General features: G+C 45.3%; 17 protein-coding genes. 4 read left to right on the top strand and 13 right to left on the bottom strand.

Annotated elements, in window-relative coordinates; all coding sequences use genetic code 11:
• Nucleotides 1–6: 6 nt before the first annotated feature.
• The 5 genes from norV to L4C35_RS05035 form a co-directional block, all read right to left on the bottom strand.
• On the bottom strand, nt 7–1,521 hold the full coding sequence (gene norV, locus L4C35_RS05015; RefSeq protein WP_428461834.1) for an anaerobic nitric oxide reductase flavorubredoxin: 1,515 nt from the start codon (nt 1,519–1,521) through the stop codon (nt 7–9).
• Between the two features lie 246 nt (nt 1,522–1,767).
• Complete coding sequence (gene purB, locus L4C35_RS05020) at nt 1,768–3,138, bottom strand: adenylosuccinate lyase (protein ID WP_428461835.1); 1,371 nt, start codon at nt 3,136–3,138, stop codon at nt 1,768–1,770.
• A gap of 81 nt (nt 3,139–3,219) precedes the next feature.
• Nucleotides 3,220–3,837, bottom strand: a complete 618-nt coding sequence (hflD, locus tag L4C35_RS05025) for a high frequency lysogenization protein HflD (protein WP_428461836.1) — start codon at nt 3,835–3,837, stop codon at nt 3,220–3,222.
• Between the two features lie 13 nt (nt 3,838–3,850).
• Complete coding sequence (gene mnmA, locus L4C35_RS05030; protein WP_428461837.1) at nt 3,851–4,966, bottom strand: tRNA 2-thiouridine(34) synthase MnmA; 1,116 nt, start codon at nt 4,964–4,966, stop codon at nt 3,851–3,853.
• A gap of 384 nt (nt 4,967–5,350) precedes the next feature.
• Entirely contained in the window at nt 5,351–5,995 is a 645-nt protein-coding gene (locus L4C35_RS05035; protein ID WP_428461838.1) for a pseudouridine synthase, read from the bottom strand.
• Between the two features lie 142 nt (nt 5,996–6,137).
• On the opposite strand from L4C35_RS05035, the gene icd reads away from it, so the two are divergent.
• Complete coding sequence (gene icd, locus L4C35_RS05040) at nt 6,138–7,388, top strand: NADP-dependent isocitrate dehydrogenase (protein WP_428461839.1); 1,251 nt, start codon at nt 6,138–6,140, stop codon at nt 7,386–7,388.
• 195 nt (nt 7,389–7,583) lie between these two features.
• Here the strand turns inward: icd and cspD are convergent, their stop codons facing one another.
• On the bottom strand, nt 7,584–7,805 hold the full coding sequence (gene cspD, locus L4C35_RS05045) for a cold shock domain-containing protein CspD (RefSeq protein WP_048896971.1): 222 nt from the start codon (nt 7,803–7,805) through the stop codon (nt 7,584–7,586).
• A gap of 584 nt (nt 7,806–8,389) precedes the next feature.
• On the opposite strand from cspD, the gene clpS reads away from it, so the two are divergent.
• Nucleotides 8,390–8,710, top strand: coding sequence for an ATP-dependent Clp protease adapter ClpS (gene clpS / locus L4C35_RS05050; RefSeq protein ID WP_048896972.1), 321 nt, complete (start codon nt 8,390–8,392; stop codon nt 8,708–8,710).
• A gap of 45 nt (nt 8,711–8,755) precedes the next feature.
• Nucleotides 8,756–11,020 (top strand): ATP-dependent Clp protease ATP-binding subunit ClpA, encoded by a 2,265-nt coding sequence (gene clpA, locus L4C35_RS05055; protein WP_428461840.1) that lies wholly within the window; start codon nt 8,756–8,758, stop codon nt 11,018–11,020.
• 89 nt (nt 11,021–11,109) lie between these two features.
• Here clpA and speB read toward each other — a convergent pair whose 3' ends face one another.
• The 5 genes from speB to aat form a co-directional block, all read right to left on the bottom strand.
• A complete protein-coding gene (speB, locus tag L4C35_RS05060) occupies nt 11,110–12,024 on the bottom strand; it encodes an agmatinase (RefSeq protein ID WP_428461841.1) in 915 nt (304 codons plus the stop codon).
• An 83-nt stretch (nt 12,025–12,107) separates the two neighbouring features.
• Nucleotides 12,108–14,015, bottom strand: coding sequence for a biosynthetic arginine decarboxylase (gene speA / locus L4C35_RS05065; RefSeq protein ID WP_428461842.1), 1,908 nt, complete (start codon nt 14,013–14,015; stop codon nt 12,108–12,110).
• Between the two features lie 673 nt (nt 14,016–14,688).
• Entirely contained in the window at nt 14,689–14,907 is a 219-nt protein-coding gene (gene infA / locus L4C35_RS05070; protein ID WP_005298441.1) for a translation initiation factor IF-1, read from the bottom strand.
• A 216-nt stretch (nt 14,908–15,123) separates the two neighbouring features.
• A complete protein-coding gene (locus L4C35_RS05075; RefSeq protein WP_428461843.1) occupies nt 15,124–15,819 on the bottom strand; it encodes an arginyltransferase in 696 nt (231 codons plus the stop codon).
• A 2-nt stretch (nt 15,820–15,821) separates the two neighbouring features.
• On the bottom strand, nt 15,822–16,535 hold the full coding sequence (gene aat, locus L4C35_RS05080; RefSeq protein ID WP_428461844.1) for a leucyl/phenylalanyl-tRNA--protein transferase: 714 nt from the start codon (nt 16,533–16,535) through the stop codon (nt 15,822–15,824).
• Nucleotides 16,536–16,572: 37 nt separating this feature from the next.
• Between aat and L4C35_RS05085 the strand changes: the two genes are divergently transcribed.
• Complete coding sequence (locus L4C35_RS05085) at nt 16,573–17,034, top strand: outer membrane lipoprotein (protein ID WP_428461845.1); 462 nt, start codon at nt 16,573–16,575, stop codon at nt 17,032–17,034.
• 99 nt (nt 17,035–17,133) lie between these two features.
• Here the strand turns inward: L4C35_RS05085 and cydC are convergent, their stop codons facing one another.
• Together cydC and cydD are read right to left on the bottom strand one after the other, a co-directional pair.
• Nucleotides 17,134–18,855 carry a heme ABC transporter ATP-binding protein/permease CydC gene (gene cydC, locus L4C35_RS05090; protein ID WP_428461846.1) on the bottom strand — a complete coding sequence of 574 codons (1,722 nt, stop codon included), beginning with the start codon at nt 18,853–18,855 and terminating at the stop codon, nt 17,134–17,136.
• Nucleotides 18,848–20,620 (bottom strand): heme ABC transporter permease/ATP-binding protein CydD, encoded by a 1,773-nt coding sequence (gene cydD / locus L4C35_RS05095; RefSeq protein ID WP_428461847.1) that lies wholly within the window; start codon nt 20,618–20,620, stop codon nt 18,848–18,850. Before cydD ends, cydC begins: the two co-directional genes overlap by 8 nt.
• Nucleotides 20,621–20,767: the final 147 nt, after the last annotated feature.

A 20,767-nucleotide genomic window follows, 5' to 3' on the forward strand; every position in this document is an offset into this window, starting at 1 on the left:
GACCCCTTACGCCATTGGCACAAAGACTTCTTTACCAATACCGCATTCTGGGCATAGGAAGCTGTCTGGAAGGTTATGGAATGACGTGCCAGGCTCTACATTTTGATTCGGCTCTCCGATTTTGGGGTCGTAAACCCAATCACAGACGGTGCAGAGATAACAAGTGCAGTCATCAGCGTGAACTTCAGTCTTCGTTTCTGTTTTAACGTCTTCCTGAGTCGCTTGTACTGGTACTTGTATTTCTGATTGTGGTTGTTTATCCGCTTGGCTCGTTACTATCTCAGGTTCTTGAGGTTTCTCGCCCATGTCTGCTGCAATAACGTTTTGGTCATTCCATGCTTTGGCAATAGACACACCATAGTCAACACAGGTCGCAATGCCTTCGCCATCTGGTTTCCAGTGTAAGTGCAAGGGTGCTTCAACGCTAAAGCCTGCTTCTTTCAGACGGGCATCAATGCGCTTCACGGCACCACCAGTCCAGCCTGAAGACCCAAATGCTGCCGCCGCTTTTTCTTTGAAGCGCAGGCCATGAACTTCTTCAAGTAGAGCGGCTACTTTAGGCATCATGACATTGTTCATTGTAGAACTGCCTACTAGCACACCTTTAGAGCGGAACATACTCGCGAGGATGACGTTCTTATCATGACGAGAAATATTATAAATCTTGATGGCAGTATTAGGACTTTCGCTGCGAATACCTTTAGCAACCGCATCTGCCATGATTCGGGTATTACCACTCATGCTGTCATAAACGATTGTGATGTGATCTTCTTTGTAGGCTTGTGACCACTCGTAGTATTTCTCTACGATTTGAGTCGCGTTCTCGCGCCAAATACAACCGTGAGATGTGGCGATAATGTCGATTGGTACACCTAGCGACAGAACTTCTTCAATTTTGGCTTTTACTAGTGGTGCGAACGGAGTCAGGATGTTCGAGAAGTAGCGTTGGCATTCATCGAATAGCTCAGTCTGATTCATCTCGTCATTGAATAGGTGTTCATCGCAGTAGTGCTGACCGAAAGCATCATTAGAGAATAGGATGTTGTCACCAGTCATGTAGGTCGCCATTGAATCAGGCCAGTGCAGCATTTTCATTTCAACAAAGATCAGCGCTTTGCCATTACCGATATCTAGCGTGTCACCCGTTTTGACGACACGGAAATCCCAGTCTGGTTGGTGGTGATGGCCAATGATGCTGTCAACTCCCGCCTCAGTACAGTAGATCGGCGTGTTGGGGATTTTTGCCATAAGGGTAGACAATGCACCAGCGTGGTCATGCTCAGCATGTTGAGTGATGATGTAATCAATTTGGTTAAGATCAATTTCTTGTTTTAGATTGGCAATGAATTGCTCGTCGAACTTGTGATCAACGGTATCGATTAGCACTGTCTTTTCTTCTTGAATTAGGTAGCTGTTGTAACTCGTACCACGACCCATTTTGTACTCAGTACCGTGGAAGTATTCTGTCTCCCAGTCTTTGATACCAACCCATTTCACATTGTTTTTAACTTGAATAGACATAACAGCTACCTATGTATTTTGCATAACATGTATTTTGAGTACATGTTATACCTGAGCATTTGTTATGGCAATACTAAACATATATAAAAAATACATGTTTAAGTTATCTTTTTGATTATATTAAGAATAAAAATAATTTAGGTGATTTCATTATGAGAGGATAAGCGGGGAGGTGTTACTGTTTGGCTGAAAAATGAACAAAAAAAAGGTTGGCTCTAGGCCAACCTTTTCATGACAGAACGCGAATTACAGTGCGTCTGTTAGCTTAACTGCATCACCGATGTAGTTAGCTGGTGTCATTTCTTTTAGACGTACTTTTTCGTGCTCAGGAAGCTCAAGGCCATCGATGAATGCACGCATGCCTTCACCGTCAACACGCTTACCGCGCGTTAGCTCTTTTAGCTTCTCGTAAGGCTTTTCGATGCCGTAACGACGCATTACTGTTTGTACTGGTTCTGCCAATACTTCCCAGTTTTTGTCTAGTTCAGCTTCTAGCGCCGCTTGGTTTACTTCAAGCTTGCTAATACCTTTAAGCGTAGATGTGTATGCAATGATCGCATAACCACAACCTACACCTAGGTTACGTAGTACTGTTGAGTCAGTTAGGTCACGCTGCCAGCGAGAAACAGGCAGTTTCTGTGCTAGGTGGCCAAAAATAGCGTTAGCTAGCCCTAGGTTACCTTCTGAGTTTTCAAAGTCGATTGGGTTAACTTTGTGTGGCATGGTTGAAGAACCAATTTCGCCAGCAATGGTTTTTTGCTTGAAGTGACCCAGTGCAATATAACCCCAAACGTCACGATCGAAATCAAGAAGAATGGTGTTGAAGCGTGCGATTGCATCGAATAGTTCAGCAATGTAATCGTGCGGTTCGATTTGTGTTGTGTATGGGTTCCAAGTAACGCCAAGAGATTCAGTGATGAACTCTTCGCTAAACTGGTGCCAATCAACTTCAGGGTAAGCCGAGATGTGTGCGTTGTAGTTACCTACAGCACCGTTGATTTTCGCAAGAATTTCAACGTTTTCGATTTGCTTGAATTGACGCTCCATACGGTACGCCACGTTAGCCATTTCTTTACCCATAGTAGATGGAGAAGCTGGCTGGCCGTGTGTACGAGACAGTAGTGGAATTTCACGGTACTCGTTAGCCAATGCTTTAATTGCATCGATAACGTTACGGATTTCAGGAAGAATCACAGTTTCACGTGCTTCATGAAGCATAAGCGCGTGAGACGTGTTGTTGATGTCTTCTGAAGTACATGCAAAGTGAATAAACTCATTCACAGCGTGTAGTTCAGGTACGTCAGCAACTTTCTCTTTCAGGAAGTATTCAACCGCTTTTACGTCGTGGTTTGTTGTACGCTCGATCTCTTTGATACGTAGCGCATCTTGTTCGCTAAATTCAGCAGCAACGCGATCTAAAAATGCGTTTGCTTCTGCGCTGAATGCAGGAACTTCCACGATAGCGTCAGTAGCAGCCAGTTTTTGTAACCAACGGATTTCAACAATAGTACGGTATTTAAGCAGACCAAATTCGCTGAAGATGCTGCGTAGTGCAATTGTTTTACTTCCGTATCGGCCGTCTACCGGGGAAACAGCAGTCAATGCTGACAGTTCCATGTTGTCTCTCTCCTGATTGATGAGGTTTAACAAATTGGATGTTACGAAGCCGTGTGAGCGACTTCGTAATCAATAAAAATATTAACAGCGAGCAAGCAAGATTTTTGCTTGTTCAACCATTTGTTTGCGGCCGAAGATCAAATGACGACGCTTACCACCAACTTGACGCCACAGCACAGCACTGCGAACAGCAGCAAGTAGCAAAGCGCGTACTTTATGCTGAACACTATTTTGTTGTAAGTGGGCGGGTGTCCCTGTTACCTGAATGCGAGGCCCTAATGGGCTAATGGTATCAAGGTAAACGCTGGCGATATTGCTCACCATTTGTTCTTCAAGCAATTCAAAATGCTCAGTTTGGCGCTTTAATACATCAATGCGCTCACCAAGCTGAGCCATGCTATCGCGGCGGCTAGATAATTTACGTTCTAGTGCCATCACGCTAACAAGGTAGCGTGTGATTTCATTACCCGATGGTGTGTTATCAATCTCTGCAGTTAGGGTTTCTAAACCCAAACGTAGGTTCGATTCATCACCAAATATTTCAAGGGTGTTAGCTGGGTCTGTCACAATAATACTGTTAAGACAGGCTGCTAACTCATCGCTATCGCAAGTGCCGTCGCGGGCAACTTTTTGAACGAGCTTCACTGCTTGGCAGATCCCAGCAAAAGCGATAGTACGATCGTATAAAGAGTTTGCCACGTGCGACTGCTCCTTAAATGCGTTGTTCAATAATGCCGCCACCGAGACAAATTTCGTCAAGGTAGAAGACTGCTGATTGGCCAGGTGTTACCGCGATTTGTGGTTCATCGAAGATAACTTTGATGTTCTCATCGTCGATCGGCAAGATAGTACAAGGGATATCTTGCTGACGGTAACGTGTTTTCACCGTACATTTCAGTGGTTCACGAATTGGCTGACGATCAACCCAATGCAGTTGTGAAGCCACTAAACCTTCTGATTTTAGGCGAGGGTGATCTTTACCTTGGCCGACAATCAAAACGTTACGTTCAACGTCTTTATCTACAACGTACCATGCGTCTTCTAAGCCGTTACCGCCTTTTTGGCCACCAATGTGAAGGCCTTTACGTTGACCTAAGGTGTGGTACATCAAGCCTTGGTGTTCGCCAATCACTTTGCCTTCGTCGGCGGTTTCGATCTTACCTGGTTGTGCAGGTAAGTACTTGCCTAAGAATTCAGTAAACTTACGTTCACCGATGAAGCAGATACCGGTTGAGTCTTTTTTCTTGGCAGTGATCAGATCTTGCTCTTCTGCAATACGACGAACTTCTGGCTTTTCTAGTTCACCAACAGGGAATAGGCTACGTGCAATTTGCTCGTGGCTTAATGTGTATAGGAAGTAGCTCTGATCTTTGTTGTTATCTACACCGCGCAGCATTTTTGGCAATTCGCCTTCAGCGGTTGGGAAACTACGGCGTGTGTAGTGCCCCATTGCGATGTAATCGGCTTCTAGAACTTCATCTGCGAATTCTAGAAACGCTTTAAATTTGATTTCTTTATTACAAAGAATATCTGGGTTAGGAGTACGACCAGCCTTGTATTCTGCAAGGAAGTATTCAAATACGTTGTCCCAGTATTCAGCCGCAAAATTGATGGTATGCAGGTGAATGCCCAGTTTGTCACATACAGCTTGTGCATCAGCCAGATCTTCTGCGGCAGAGCAGTATTCCTCGTTATCATCTTCTTCCCAGTTCTTCATGAACAGGCCTTCAACCTGATAACCTTGTTGAAGGAGTAGGTAAGCGGATACCGATGAATCAACGCCGCCGGACATGCCGACAATGACTTTTTTTTGGCTGTTATCTGACATATTTCTCTTCAGTCGCTAATAAGTGTTAAGAGCGTAATTCTAACAGAAAGCAATCAGCCGAAACAGACTACGATTTGAATCACACTTTCATTATTGGCTTCTTTTTGTGCTGTTATCGGCAACAGCATAGCAATAAAGCGTTTTCCCTTAGGAAATTAGCATTTCAGTGCCTATTTGTTGTGCCAGTCTAAATCTTTTAATGCGACACAGTGAACAGAAAGGCAAACGTTTGCTATTTGCGGCAATGATAGAGGAACTGAGTTAAAAAAGGTAGTGTTTTGTCGACGATAATCTGGGGTTTTTGGTCTTGTATGCACAATACTGCGGTGAAAATTCACTAAGCCTCAAAGGGAAGACTTTAAGGCTTAGCGAGCACAATTGAAGCTATTGGCCGGAATGCAATGTGACCTCTCGCCATTCACCTGGCGCTAGATCATCGACTGTCCATTGTGCCATCTGATAGCGGATCAAACGTAAAGTTGGGTGATTGATATGCGCTGTCATACGACGCACTTGGCGGTTACGCCCTTCTCGGAGTGTTATTGCTAGCCAAGTTGTTGGTACATTCTTTCGCTCTCGAATAGGTGGCTCGCGATCCCAAACGGGTGGCTCAGCCATACGTTCTACTTCAGCTGGCAATGTTGGTCCATCTTTTAGGGTAACACCGTTACGCAATGCGTCTAACTGCTCATCGCTCGGTTCACCTTCGACTTGTGCCCAATAGGTTTTTGGAGACTTAGATTGCGGTTGAGTCAATTTCGCTTGCAAGATGCCATCATTGGTTAGTACCAGTAATCCTTCACTGTCTTTATCGAGTCGACCCGCAGGGTAGACGTCTTTTACAGGGATGAAATCCGCTAAGGTTGTATCGCCTTCTTCGCCCGTAAATTGGGTCAGAACATTAAAGGGTTTGTTAAATAAAATGATCTTTTGTGGGCCGCGCGGACGCTTAGGTTTATTGAGTTTTCTTGATGCTCTGCGCTCATTATTGGCACGTTGAGGTTGACGTGAGGTTGTATTTGGCTTCATAAATAGCGTGCTGTACTGGGGATTAGTGATGATGACCCGCATATTATACGTGAAAATTCGCGGATTGGCGTGTCGTTAAAAAATCGAGTATGATTTGCGCGCATCTTACAAAAAGATAACAAATGGACGCTAGGAGATTTAAATGGATAGTAAAGTAGTTGTACCAGTAGACGGTCAGAAAATCACGCTAGATTCTGAAGGTAAGCTGGTTGTTCCTAACAACCCTGTCATTCCTTATATTGAAGGTGATGGTATTGGTGTTGATGTAAGCCCTGCAATGATCAAAGTAGTGGATGCTGCTGTAAACAAAGCCTACGCCGGCGACCGTAAGATTGAATGGATGGAAATCTACACGGGTGAAAAGTCTACCCAGGTATATGGTGAAGACGCATGGCTACCGCAAGAAACACTCGAATTTATTCGTGACTACAAAGTGGCGATTAAAGGCCCACTAACAACACCTGTTGGTGGTGGTATTCGCTCGTTGAACGTCGCACTTCGTCAAGAGCTTGATCTTTATATCTGTGCTCGCCCAGTGCGTTACTTCGATGGTGTGCCAAGCCCAGTGAAACAACCTGAGCTAACAGACATGGTTATTTACCGTGAGAACTCAGAAGATATCTACGCGGGTGTTGAATTCCAAGCGGGTACAAAAGAAGCCGATAAGGTGATTAAATTCCTTCAAGATGAAATGGGTGCAACCAAAATCCGTTTCCCACAACAGTGTGGTGTAGGTATTAAGCCTATCTCTGAAGAAGGTACTAAGCGTTTAGTTCAAGCAGCACTGCAGTACACAATCGACAATGACCGTGATTCATTAACGATTGTGCACAAAGGTAACATCATGAAGTTCACCGAAGGTGCGTTTAAAGACTGGGGTTACGAAGTTGCCGCAGAATTTGGTGCTGAGCTGCTTGATGGCGGCCCATGGATGACATTGAAGAATCCAAATACGGGTAAGGAAATTGTGATTAAAGATTGCATTGCCGATGCTTTCTTACAGCAAATTCTACTACGCCCAGCGGAATACGATGTGATCGCAACCATGAACCTAAATGGTGACTACATCTCTGATGCTCTTGCTGCGCAAGTTGGCGGTATCGGTATTGCACCGGGTGCAAACATTGGTGATGGTGTTGCGCTATTTGAAGCGACACACGGTACGGCGCCTAAGTACGCTGGCCAAGATAAGGTGAACCCTGGTTCATTGATCCTTTCTGCTGAAATGATGCTTCGCCACCTAGGCTGGACAGAAGCGGCTGATTTGATCATTAGCTCAATGGAAGCGGCGATCAGTAATAAGACAGTAACTTATGATTTTGAGCGCCTAATGGAAGGTGCAACACTGCGTAAGTGTTCTGAATTTGCAGACGATATGATCGAACACATGTAATCAACCATTGATTATGAACAAGAAGCCCTAGCGTTCAGCTGGGGTTTTTTTTGATCTATCGTAAGTTGTTAACGATAATGTTAATAGCGTTTGCTTTTTTGATTCGCTGTTATTCAGAACTTATTCACACTGAGGGAGTAAGAGAGACAAAAAAGGCGAGCAGGGCGCTCACCTTTCATACTGCCAGAAAGAAGTTTATTTAGCGAGTTCACCTTCAACGGGAACGATTTCACTGGCATGAAAACCTTTAGGACCGGTTTGAATCGTGTAGTTGACCTGTTGGCCAGCTTTTAATGTACGATACCCATCCATTTGAATTGTAGAGTAGTGTGCGAAGATATCACCGTCACCTTGTTCTGGACAAATGAACCCAAATCCTTTGGCGTTATTGAACCACTTAACTGTACCTGTTGCCATGCTTTACATCCTTCTCGCATTTCAGTTCCATTGAGCAATTAGTGTACAGGAGACCTTAGTGATTGTCCTGCATACTCATGCTGTTTTAATGCAGTTTATATCTACTACAGGTTACACTTTAGTAAATGGAGCTAGACAGTCAAGTGCATATTGTAACATCCCGATAAAATCTTATTTGCAACGCTAAAAGCAGTATGATGTGATTGAAAGTGTTAAATGATAGTCATTTTCAGTGATGATTTTCTAGTGGCGTAATGAAAGATTGGTGGGGACTATTTTTACCTTGTCTCAGAGCTGGTACGTTACAGGCTCTTTACACCATTTTAGTCTGGTCGATATGCCTATTTCGCTTACAAAGCACTCGTGTTCATTGATTATGCATGTTGTTTGTACTTATGATCTGCGCTGAATCACCTCGCAAGACTTTGAGCATGGTCATCTTAGATTTGCTGGAATACAATGTGTGCATTAGTCTCAGTATATAGGTAGGCAAAAGTGCTAGCGCTGTACTGATTGTTAGCAATAGAAATTGTTGATTATTGTTGATTTTTGGTTTGTTTCTACCGAGCGTATAAGTTAGGTTTATGAGTAAGTTATATGAATGGGTTGTACCTGAGTCTGATGTCTTAGATAAGGAAGAAGCTCAAGTAAAACCACCATCGATGTACAAAGTAATTTTAAATAATGATGATTACACACCGATGGATTTTGTGATAGAAGTGTTACAGAAGTTCTTCTCCATGGATCTGGAGAAAGCAACACAGTTGATGCTTTCGGTGCATTATGAAGGAAAAGCAATTTGTGGCACCTTTACTGCCGAAGTCGCTGAAACAAAAGTGGCGCAGGTAATGATGCACGCAAGAGAGCATGAACATCCGCTGTTGTGTACGATGGAAAAAGCCTAGCTTTTTCCGGCACGCCATATTGAGTGGTATTTAGGGGAGGTGCCTATGCTAAACAAAGAACTTGAAGCTAGCTTGAATGGTGCATTCGCTCGAGCACGAGAGAAGCGCCATGAATTTATGACAGTCGAGCATTTGCTTCTGGCATTGCTTGAGAATGCTTCAGCACAAGAGGCATTGATTGCTTGTCGTGCGGATTTGGAGCAGCTTCGCAAAGAGCTTGATTCTTTTATCGAGCAAACTACGCCTCTTATCCCTGCTGATGATGAGAGCCGAGAAACCCAACCTACACTCAGCTTCCAGCGTGTACTTCAACGTGCTGTTTTCCATGTTCAGTCTTCTGGTCGAAGTGAAGTAACTGGGGCTAATGTCCTTGTTGCGATTTTCAGTGAACAGGAATCACACGCGGCATACTTGCTTAAGAAAAGCGATATCAGCCGACTTGATGTTGTTAACTTTATCTCTCATGGCACGGTCAAAGACAGTGACAATGATGATATGAGTGGCTCAGATGTTGGTGGTGAAGAAGTTCGCGCAGAGCAAAACTCTGAAGATAAGCTAGAAAATTTTGCGACTAACCTTAACCAACTGGCGAAAGCGGGTGGTATCGACCCATTAATTGGTCGTGACGGTGAGCTTGAGCGTACGGTGCAAGTACTGTGTCGTCGCCGTAAAAATAACCCATTATTAGTGGGTGAAGCGGGTGTGGGTAAAACCGCCATTGCGGAAGGTTTAGCATGGCGTATTGTTGAAGGCCAAGTGCCTGATATTATTAAAGACTGTGTGATTTACTCGCTGGATATCGGTTCATTACTGGCGGGTACTAAATACCGTGGTGATTTCGAGAAACGCTTTAAAGGTATTTTGAAGCAACTTGAGAAAGAAGACCATGCGGTACTCTTTATTGATGAGATCCACACCATTATTGGTGCGGGTGCTGCATCGGGTGGTCAAGTTGATGCCGCTAACCTTATTAAACCTCTACTAAGTAGCGGTAAACTACGTTGCATGGGTTCAACGACCTATCAGGAATACAGCAATATTTTTGAGAAAGAACGTGCGTTATCTCGTCGTTTCCAAAAAATTGATGTGATTGAACCATCGCTAGATGACACCACTAAGATTTTGATGGGCTTGAAGCCGAAATACGAAGCGCACCATGAGGTTCGTTTTACCAATAAAGCAATTCGTGCCGCGGTAGAGCTTTCAGCGAAATACATTAATGAACGTCACCTGCCTGATAAGGCGATTGATGTGATTGATGAAGCGGGTGCGCGTTGTCGTCTTGCCCCGGCGAGCCGACGTAAGAAAACGGTGAACGTGAGCGACATTGAAGCCATGATTGCGAAAATGGCGCGTATTCCAGAAAAATCAGTTTCTTCAAGTGACCGCGATGTATTGCAAAAACTTGATAGTAAATTGAAGATGCTGGTATTTGGTCAAGATCCTGCGATTGATGTGCTAACAGAAGCGATCAAATTAAGTCGTGCGGGTTTAGGTGCTGATAACAAACCTGTCGGTTCATTCTTGTTTGCTGGCCCAACAGGGGTAGGTAAAACAGAAGTGACTGTTCAGCTGGCACGTACTTTAGGTATCGAGTTACTGCGTTTTGATATGTCTGAGTACATGGAACGTCATACAGTGAGCCGCTTGATTGGTGCACCTCCGGGCTATGTTGGTTACGATCAAGGTGGTCTGCTAACAGATGCTGTTATCAAACAACCGCATTCAGTTGTGTTGCTTGATGAAATCGAAAAAGCACACCCAGATGTCTTCAATTTGCTGCTGCAAATCATGGATAACGGTACGCTAACGGATAACAACGGCCGTAAAGCTGACTTCCGTAATGTTATCTTTGTAATGACAACCAATGCAGGCGTGACGGAAACGGTACGTAAATCGATTGGTCTGATTCAACAAGATCACAGCCACGATGCGATGGCGGAAATTAAACGTGTGTTTACACCTGAATTCCGTAACCGTCTTGATAACATCATTTGGTTTAACCATCTTGAAAAAGACGTGATTCACCAAGTGGTTGATAAGTTCATTGTCGAGTTACAAGCACAGCTTGATGCGCGTGGCGTTTCAATGGAAGTGTCTGAAGTTGCTCGTCAATGGCTATCAGATAAAGGCTATGATAAAGCAATGGGTGCTCGTCCAATGGCTCGTGTTATTCAAGAGAACCTTAAAAAACCAATGGCAAACGAACTGCTGTTTGGCTGCCTAACCAATGGTGGTTCGGTGCGTGTTGATTTGATTAATGATGAGTTGGACTTCCAGTTCAGTAGTGAAATGGAACCTGCGCATTAATCTCTGCATTATCTGAGTAACAAAGAAAATAACCGCCAATCTGGCGGTTATTTTTTATCTAATTATTGTGCGTCTGTAGCAGAAAAGCCTTAGCGTTGGCTGGCCCATAGATGCAATAAGTCGGTAGCGATAGTGGCTGCCGCTAATGCTGTCATATCAGCATGATCGTAAGCTGGCGCAACTTCGACCACATCCATGCCTATGAGGTTGATACCCTGTAAGCCACGGATAATCTTGAGTGCTTTATCTGAGGTTAAGCCACCACAAACAGGCGTGCCTGTGCCCGGTGCAAAAGCAGGATCAAGACAATCAATATCAAATGTGAGGTAAACAGGGCGATCGCCAACGGTTTGCTTAATGTTTTCGACAATTTGCTCTACCGACCAATCATTGGCGGTGCCTGCATCTATCACATTGAAGCCAAGTTTGTTGTCATAATCAGTACGAATACCAATTTGCACTGAATGTTTAGGATCGATCAAGCCTTCGTTTGGTGCATGATAAAACATGGTGCCGTGATCGTACTGGCTGCCCATATCATAGGTATCGGTGTGGGCGTCGAAATGGATCAGTGCCATCTCACCGTGCTTTTTCGCATGTGCACGTAATAAAGGTAGGGTGACAAAGTGATCACCACCAAATGTTAGTAAGGTCTTGCCTTGCTCAAGCAGGCTGGTGGCATGTTGCTCAAGGCGTTCACACATTTGGCCTGCATCGCCACTGTCAAACACCAAGTCACCACAATCCGCCATGCTAATTTTGTCGGTTAAGGTAAAAGACCAAGGCCAACGTTTACCTTCCCAAGCAAGATTGGTCGATATCTGACGAATAGCACCAGGACCCATTCGGCTACCTGAGCGGCCTGTGGTTGCCATGTCAAACGGTACGCCGGTGATAATCACATCAGCGTCTGATGCTTGCGGGTTGAAGGCTAATGGCTGGCGTAAAAAGCCAAAAGCATTGGCATATAAGGAGTAATCTGGATGTGTCGCAAGTGTTGCCATAATTCAAAGCTCCTAACAGCTCGAACCGAGATCCGAGCTGGGTTGAATACGTTAGTGATAACAGCGGACTGATTACCTAGCAGTTATTGCTCTAGGTAGGTGTAGCCCTTCAAGCCTTCCGCCAGTTCAGCCAAAATACTGTCATGTTGATCTTCAGGTAGATGCTGTTTCACCATCAATTCGTACTGGTGTAAGAACTGCTCTGAATCAAGGTGAACATAGCGCAATACATCACCCACGCTGTCACCACGCACGATTTGCTCGATGTCATAACTACCAGCTTCATTACAACGAACAATCGCAGTATCAGTATCGCCAAACAAGTTGTGCATATTACCAAGCACTTCTTGATAGGCTCCAACCATAAAGAAACCTAAACGATATGGTGATTCATCGGTCCAAGTTGGGACGGCTAGAGTACTTTCAATGCCTTGGCCTTCCACGTATTGGTCGATAGCACCATCAGAGTCACAGGTGACATCTAAGATCACTGCGCGACGCTCAGGTTCTTTATCCAATTTGCTAAGTGGTAGCACAGGGAAGATTTGATCAATTCCCCATGCATCTGGCAGTGATTGGAATAGTGAGAAGTTCACAAAGAACTTATCAGCTAAACGCTCGTGCATTTCGTCTAATAATGGGCGGTGTGCACGGTTTTTAGTTGAGAGTCGCTTCTCTAGTTCGTAGCATAAACGTAAGCTGATTTGTTCAGCCCATGCGCGCTCGGTAAAGCTCAACATACCCATGGCAAATTGGGTATGCACTTCGGCTAAATCACTTTGGTTATCATGGTAAATTTCAACCAGCGAACGGTGATCGCTCAGTGCTTTCAGATCCTGCCAAGAATTCCACATGTTATGTAAAATCAGTGGTGCAGTCGCTTCTGGCGGATACACGGATTCTTGCTTGTAGCTTTCCACACCGACCACATCGGTAATGAGAACCGCATGGTGCGCTGTTAAGTTACGGCCTGATTCAGAGATGATACGTGGCATACAAATATCATACTCTTTACAGATGTCACCTAGCGTATAAACCACGTTATTTGCGTATTCACGCAGGCTGTAGTTCATAGAACAACTACTTTGGCTACGTGTGCCCTCGTAATCCACCGCTAAGCCGCCACCAACATCGACAGTGGTAATGCCTGCACCCAGTTTGCACAGTTCCGCATAGACACGTCCCGCTTCACCTACACCATTGCGTACATCGCGAATGTTGGCAATTTGAGACCCAAGGTGGAAATGCAACAACTGTAAACAGTCTTGCATGTCATTGTCGCGCAGCGTGTTGATTACGGTGAGCACTTGAGAAGCGGATAGACCGAATTTCGATTTTTCACCACCGCTTGCTTGCCACTTTCCTTTACCTTGTGAAGAAAGGCGAGCACGCAAACCTAGACGTGGTCTCACGCCGAGTGCTTTTGCCTCTTCCATCACGGTGCGCAGCTCAGACAGTTTCTCTAGCACGATATACACTTCGTGGCCGAGTTTTTCGCCAATTAAGGCTAAGCGAATGTATTCACGGTCTTTGTAGCCGTTACAAACAATCACTGAACTTGCTTGTTGCGCCATGGCCAATACAGCCATTAATTCAGGTTTACTGCCTGCTTCTAGGCCCAGTTGACGTTGCTGTTTAGCGTATTGACTGGCTAAAATTTCACTTACAACAGCATCTTGTTGGTTTACCTTAATTGGGTAAACCGCAAGGTATTCTCCTTGGTAGCCGTAGTGTTCAATTGCTTGGTTAAAGGTTGAACACAGACTGTCCACCCGATGATGCAAAATATCAGGAAAACGAACTAATACTGGTAGTGATGCTCCTTTGGCAATCAGCTCATCAGCTAACTGTGAAAGAGCGATGGTATTGTTCGGATTAAGATTGTCAGGCTTTGCAATAACTTCGCCTTGCGCGTTAATGTCAAAGTAGCCTTGACCCCAGTATGGGGTGTTGTAGACGTCGCGTGCATCATTGATAGACCAATCACTCATGTTTTTTCCTCGATCAGTGATTGCGGGCAAGCAGCAGGCATTTATGACAGCAGTTGAAAGGTATGCTGTTAGGCTGCAAGCACCAAGTGGATAATATTCATCAGGCATACGAAAGGGTGTCGTCATTTAAAAAGCGAGATAGAGCGCTTTAGAAAATGATACGTATCGTAAGCTGAGTGAAACCGATTAAGCCATATTAATCAGGCTAACGAAGCTCGTTGACTTCGCCTTAATGACGTCCTTTTCTTGCGACGGGCCATTGATGTCGACGGCGTTAGCGTAATTTTTTGAGAGGGAATATTGGCTGCGTTATCGCAAACGGTCACTAGACTAAGTTGTACTAGTGCATCGTGGATTGCGAGAGGTTTCATTGGCATTCCTACATGGCCGTGCTGTCAAAAAGTTCACGGTATGAAAGAAAGATGAGGTTCATGGCTGAACCCGTCTACACCTCGGTTGAATAAGTATAGTGAGACAACTGGGTGCGGTGCGATTAAACAACTGAATACAAAATGAGGCAAATAAAATAATTTCATCGCGACGATGAATTATTTTGATGGTGACGTAGCAGGCTTGAAAACAGGGAGGTAACGAGGAGATAGGGTGGTTTTGATAGATAAATAAAACCCAGCATAATGCTGGGTTTCATCTGCATTCTTTAATCTATAAAAGATTAACGAGCACGGAAGACGATACGGCCTTTAGTTAGGTCGTATGGAGTCAGTTCCACAGTTACTTTGTCGCCAGTAAGAATACGGATGTAGTTTTTGCGCATTTTACCAGAGATGTGAGCGGTAACAACGTGACCGTTTTCTAGCTCAACGCGGAACATTGTGTTAGGTAGTGTATCAAGTACAGTACCTTGCATTTCAATTACGTCTTCTTTTGCCATTGAATCCTCTTAGGCTACCAGCCATTCTTCTGATCGGGCTGGATAATGCCTCGAAACTGTTTGAGTGTAAAGTTTAGGACGCAATTTTACCCTTGCAGGGATCCTTTGTCAGCTTTTGTTCTGGATTAATACGGATTTATTTATCTTTTTGTGTAAATAGAGCCCACAGTTGCAACCAAAATATGTTTGAGAGCATGAAATTAGAGCAATATAAGCTTATTCCGAATGCCACTGACCATTGATGAGTTTTTGGTGAGGCTGAAAGCGCACTTTGTAATTCATCGCTTTACAGTCGTCAATTTGATACCCAGGGTAAAGCCAGCGCCGACCCGTATTACGAGAATACTGGATCTGGAATAGTACACAGAGTGTCCCAAGAGACAGTGGGGAGTCAGGATCGAAAAAACTATAGACCGCACTCAAAGCATGTTCAAAAACATCAGTAACCGCAATTGCGATGAGTGTGTTGCCTTCATAAACATGAAGGAACAAGCTATCCATCCACTCCGCAGTACTAAACTCAAAGAAGTGTTCCTTGTTGGGCGGGTACATGGAGCCATCAGCATGTCGAGCTGTGATGTACTTTTCATACAGGGTAAACCAATCAGAGTCTAATTGAGATTTAAATTCCCACCGCAGCTTTTTCATCTGGTTAAGTTGGCGCTTTTGACTTTTGGAGGGCGAAAATAAGAAACAATCGACCCGCAAAGGTACGCAGGCTTGGCAGGCGGTACACATAGGTTTGTAGATCGCTTTGCCACTACGACGATAACCAGATGCAATTAAGAGTTGATAGCCATGTGGACTTAACCACTCAGGGTCTATCACCACGCCGAGCTGCTCTTGCTGGTTGGGGAGATAATTACACCCTGATGTCGGCGTTAATCCGATACGAAAACTAAGATCATTCATGGTTACTCTATTGGCATCTCTAAAATTTGTGGGGTGAAGCAGCCAGTTTCAAGTATGGCATTTTTTGCCTCGCAAAGGTGTGCCAAAAATGGTTCACGTTCGCATGTACTTGCGCCAAGGGATTGCAGATGGTCATTCATGATCTGACAATCAATCAGTGAACCACCATGGGCTTTGAAATGTCTGATAAAGTACCAGAGTGCAATTTTTGATGCGTTGTCTGCAAGGGTAAACATTGACTCGCCACAAAAAACGGAGCCAACCTGAATGCCGTATAACCCCCCGACTAAACGGCCGTCTAACCAGACTTCGACCGAATGGCAGTACCCTTGTAAATGCATGGCTTTATAGGCGGCAATCATTTCAGGCATGATCCACGTTTCTTCCGGGCCACGACAAGCCGCACATTGCTCGATAACCTCAGCACAGGCGTGGTTCAGGGTGATCTGGTAACCTGACTTACGAGCGAATTTACGCAGGCTTTTACTGGGCTTGAAGGTGTCGGGGCAAAAGACAGCACGAGGTGCAGGGCTCCACCATAAAATGGGCTCGCCTTCTGAGTACCAAGGGAAGATGCCTTGTTGATAGGCGGCCAGTAAGCGTTGCGGTGATAGATCGCCGCCAAACGCAAGGAGGCCATTAGGCTCATCAAGAGCACGAATTGGATGCGGAAATTGAGTTGTTGATAAACTCAATTCAGGTAAATAAATAGCCATATAATCAAACTAATAACTGTTAGTAGGGAAATTATATATGAGAAAGTTGTTAATGTTACTGCTAATCGTCCCTCTGACGTTGACAGCGGCCCCTTATAAACGCAATGAAGCGCGCGCAGTGAACCAGATTGTCTTTGGGCATGTTGACTCTGTTCGTTATATTACTCAGCAAGAGGTGATTAACTCGCAACATAATGGCTGGGAAACCCTATTAGGGGGCGTTGTCGGCGGCTTGATTGGTAACCAATTTGGTGGTGGTCGAGGCCGTGAAGTTGCCACTGCTGTGGGGGTTGTGGCTGGGGCTGGCTATGCGCATAATCGGCAGAATACACAGCAAGTGATTCAATATCGCTTGGTTGAGCTATTGATTAAAAGCGAAGAGGGTAAGTTCATTGATGTGATTCAAGATGTTGATCAAAGTATGATTTTCAATCGTGGTGATAATGTCCGTATTTTATATTTCAATGACGGGGTACGTGTAGACAAAACGTATCCGTAAACAGTTCCTAATTATGGCGCTACTAGCGATGGCGTTAGTGCGATATAAAAGAAAACGGGTGACCACTGGCCACCCGTTTTTATACTATTGTTCGCTATTTTAAAGGCGGTTGCACAACTCAGTGTAACGACCATTGCGCTCAAGCAGTGCCTGATGCTTGCCTTGTTCGATGATCTGCCCTTCATCCATCAAGCAAATGTGGTCCATTTGATCTAAGCCAACAAGACGGTGGGTAATGAAGAGTACCGTTTTGTCTTTCGCGTGATCCATTAATAAACGCAGAATTTGCTGTTCGGTACGACGGTCTAGTCCTTCTGTTGGTTCATCCAAAAGTAGGATCGGCGCATCGTGTAATAAGGCACGCGCAATACCAATACGACGGCGTTCCCCCCCCGAGATCTGACGACCTCCTTCACCTAACCAGGTATCCAGTGCTTTATCTTCAAGCAAAGCATCAAGGCCGACTTGTTGCAGCGCGGCTGCTAATTCCGCATCGGTGGCTTTGGGCTTGGCTAACAATAAGTTTTCACGTAGTGAACCATTGAACACGTCGACTCGCTGGCTGACAACCGTAATGGCATCACGTAGTGAAGCTTCATGCCATTGTGGCAGTGCGATGCCATCAATGCTGATACTACCTTGCTGTGGATCCCAGCTACGGGTCAGTAGTTGCAATAAGGTGGATTTACCACAGCCAGTTCGGCCCAGTAACGCGAGTTTTTGACCGGCTTGCAGGTTAACCGACACTTGGTGAAGCACTGGCTGATCACTGCCGTAGTAGGTGTAACTGATGTTATCGATAGTGATATCACCACGCACAACCGCTTGATGGCCATTAGGGTCAAACGGCGTATCAGGTGTCGCTTCGATGATTTCATTTAAACGACGCGCCGAAGTTAGAGTTTGTCCTAAGTACTGGAAGGCACCCGCAACAGGCATCATCATCTCGAAACTCGCCATCGTGGCAAAGGCAACCAAGGCGATGAAAGGATCTGGCAGGTTACCGCCAACCCCATCTGCGGCAATCCAAGTGATCAGCACTAGAGTCCAACCGGTAGAGGCCATCAAAATCGCATTGGCAAAACCTGTTAGCGACGCCATTTTACGTTGCGCATCTAACAGACTGTCTTGCTCTTGCTCGGCTTCTTGGCGGTAACGTTTCTCTGCGTTAAACAGCAGTAATTCGGCATGGCCTTGTAACCAATCAAGCAGTTTTACTCGATAGTTTGCTTTGGCCATGGTTAGGGCTTCACCGTTGGCTTTACCTAGTCGGTAGAAGATCACAGGTAAGGTGAGCATCAAACACAGCAGGATAGCACCAAGGGTCAGGCCGATAGCCATATCGAAGTAGCACAAGAAAGCAGTAATCGACATTAAGCCAATTACGCCAATCACTAATGGGCTGATCAAACGAAGATAGACATGGTCCATTGCATCGACATCGGCCACTAAGCGGTTCAATAAATCAGCATCGCGCAGGTTGGTCTGACGGCCTGGAATAAGAGGCGTTAACTTGCGGAAGAAGAACAGGCGTAAATCAGCCAGCAACTTGAATGTTGCATTGTGGCTGACGACGCGCTCACCCCAACGCCCCGCGGTTCTGGCCATGGAAAAGCCACGAACGCCTGCGCCAGGTAACATATAGTTAAAGGTTTCGCGTGCAATGGTTAAGCCAGCAATCGCAGACGCCGAAATAAACCAACCAGATAAGGTTAATAGGCTCATTGCCGCCAGTACCGTACCTAAGCCCAGCAGCATACCCAGTGTCAGACCAAACCAGTGCTTACGGTACAGTTTTAGGTAAGGGAGTAAATCACGCATCGAGATCCCTCATATCTTTGTTCGCTAACATTTCAGCAAGCAGACCTTGTTCACGAATCGTATCGAAATGACCATCTTGCACCAATTGGCCGTTATCCATCACAAAGACACGATCCATCATTGAGAGTTGATCAAGGCGATGACTCACCATCAGTGTGGTTTGGCCACGCACAGCGATAGATAAACTATCGAGTACAAGGCGCTCGCTATTTGCATCTAGGCTGGCGGTAGGCTCATCAAGTAGCCAGAAAGCCCCGTTTTGTAACATGGCACGGGCAACAGCAATACGCTGAGCCTGACCGACCGATAAGCCACCTGAGCGATCACCAACAATATGTTGATCACCTAACTCTAAGCGGTTGATGAATTCATCGGCATAAGCTTGTTGGCTAACTTGACGAACGTGCTCATCGGTCGCAAGGGGATTACCCAGTGTGATGTTATCGCGCACAGTGCCATGAACCAGCATGGGGTTTTGACCCACCCAGCTGATCGCTTGGCGCCATTGGCTGTGATCTAAAGATTTCAGTTCAATGCCGTTCACTTTAAGGCTGCCTCGATAAGGCAAGAAACCAAGTATCGTGTTTAATAAGCTGGTTTTACCTGCACCACTTGGACCGATAAGCGCAATGTGTTCGTTCGGCTTAATCGTAAAGGTGAGTGGGCCTGCGAGCACTTGCCCTTCAGGGCTCAGTACTTCTAGTGCATTGGCTTCGATCTGAATGGTTTCAGGTGACGGTAGATTCTCCGTACCTTGCTTCATTTCATCGGCTTCGGCATTTAAGAATTCAACAATAGATTCAGCCGCGCCGATTGCTTGTGCCTTCGCATGGTAGAAAGTACCTAAGTCACGTAACGGTTGGTAAAACTCAGGTGCTAATATCAGCACGAATAAACCTGTAAATAGGCTGAGTGGTACGCCATAGGTGCCGAAGTTAAGCTCACCGATGAAGGTAAAGCCAAAGTAAACCGCCACCATCGCCACTGAGATCGCCGAGAAGAACTCGAGTACGGCAGATGACAAGAAGGCAAGACGCAGCACTTCCATCGTACGTTTACGCAGTACATCCGAGGCTGCATGCAGGTTCTCGGCTTCTGCTTCTGCTCGGTTGAACAAACGCAGTGTCGATAAGCCTTGTAAACGGTCAAAGAAGTGGCCTGATAAACGCTGTAATGCTTTGAAGTTGCGACGGTTTGCGTCAGCGGCCCCAAGCCCTACCAGTGCCATGAATATAGGTACTAACGGTGCGGTAATTAAGAAAATTAAACCTGCAGCCCAGTTGAGTGGGAACACCACGACTAAGATAGTGAAGGGTACCAATACGGCAATCGACATTTGTGGGATGTAGCGAGAGAAGAAATCTTGCATCTCTTCCACTTGCTCTAGCACTAAGCTCGCCCATGCACCCGCAGGTTTGCCTTTAATATAAGCAGGCCCTAGGTTATGTAGGCGTTGCATGATCAATTGGCGAATATGGAGGCGAATTTGCTCACCACAGCGGTAACCAAAGACTTCTCGCCCCCAGCTACATGCAGCACGTAAGCCAACCACTGCCGTTAACCCTATGAAGTGGCTAACCAGTTCACTTTTGTCTGTGTGTTCGATAATGAGTTGATGAAGGATATGAGCCAACAAAGCGGCTTGTCCAATCAGAAGCAACCCAGAGATAAAACCAAGGCCAACACTGAGCATTAACCAGCGTTTTGCTAGTTTGCTTTGTGATTTGAGCCATTTGGTTAAATCGCGTTGTAATTGTTTATCCATAAAAAAACGTTCTAAAAGCTATGAGCTATTGATAAAAGGCAGGTTAGCAAGTCAAACCTCTGAGTGCTATGCATGCAAACTGAGAATGACAAACTAAGTACCAAAGCGCGGTATAGCGGCGATAAACAGTACCATTATTACGGTGTA

It is taken from the genome of Photobacterium kagoshimensis, assembly GCF_050337045.1.
GTDB classification, from domain to species: domain Bacteria; phylum Pseudomonadota; class Gammaproteobacteria; order Enterobacterales; family Vibrionaceae; genus Photobacterium; species Photobacterium kagoshimensis.

What these genes read in the sequence shown, in the direction of transcription:
- icd (WP_428461839.1), top strand. Translation starts at nt 6,138, where the DNA reads ATGGATAGTAAAGTAGTTGTACCAGTAGACGGTCAGAAAATCACGCTA.
- L4C35_RS05035 (WP_428461838.1), bottom strand. Translation starts at nt 5,995, where the DNA reads ATGAAGCCAAATACAACCTCACGTCAACCTCAACGTGCCAATAATGAG.
- infA (WP_005298441.1), bottom strand. Translation starts at nt 14,907, where the DNA reads ATGGCAAAAGAAGACGTAATTGAAATGCAAGGTACTGTACTTGATACA.
- cydD (WP_428461847.1), bottom strand. Translation starts at nt 20,620, where the DNA reads ATGGATAAACAATTACAACGCGATTTAACCAAATGGCTCAAATCACAA.
- speA (WP_428461842.1), bottom strand. Translation starts at nt 14,015, where the DNA reads ATGAGTGATTGGTCTATCAATGATGCACGCGACGTCTACAACACCCCA.
- cspD (WP_048896971.1), bottom strand. Translation starts at nt 7,805, where the DNA reads ATGGCAACAGGTACAGTTAAGTGGTTCAATAACGCCAAAGGATTTGGG.
- clpS (WP_048896972.1), top strand. Translation starts at nt 8,390, where the DNA reads ATGAGTAAGTTATATGAATGGGTTGTACCTGAGTCTGATGTCTTAGAT.
- mnmA (WP_428461837.1), bottom strand. Translation starts at nt 4,966, where the DNA reads ATGTCAGATAACAGCCAAAAAAAAGTCATTGTCGGCATGTCCGGCGGC.
- speB (WP_428461841.1), bottom strand. Translation starts at nt 12,024, where the DNA reads ATGGCAACACTTGCGACACATCCAGATTACTCCTTATATGCCAATGCT.
- L4C35_RS05085 (WP_428461845.1), top strand. Translation starts at nt 16,573, where the DNA reads ATGAGAAAGTTGTTAATGTTACTGCTAATCGTCCCTCTGACGTTGACA.
- norV (WP_428461834.1), bottom strand. Translation starts at nt 1,521, where the DNA reads ATGTCTATTCAAGTTAAAAACAATGTGAAATGGGTTGGTATCAAAGAC.
- purB (WP_428461835.1), bottom strand. Translation starts at nt 3,138, where the DNA reads ATGGAACTGTCAGCATTGACTGCTGTTTCCCCGGTAGACGGCCGATAC.
- aat (WP_428461844.1), bottom strand. Translation starts at nt 16,535, where the DNA reads ATGGCTATTTATTTACCTGAATTGAGTTTATCAACAACTCAATTTCCG.
- cydC (WP_428461846.1), bottom strand. Translation starts at nt 18,855, where the DNA reads ATGCGTGATTTACTCCCTTACCTAAAACTGTACCGTAAGCACTGGTTT.
- L4C35_RS05075 (WP_428461843.1), bottom strand. Translation starts at nt 15,819, where the DNA reads ATGAATGATCTTAGTTTTCGTATCGGATTAACGCCGACATCAGGGTGT.
- clpA (WP_428461840.1), top strand. Translation starts at nt 8,756, where the DNA reads ATGCTAAACAAAGAACTTGAAGCTAGCTTGAATGGTGCATTCGCTCGA.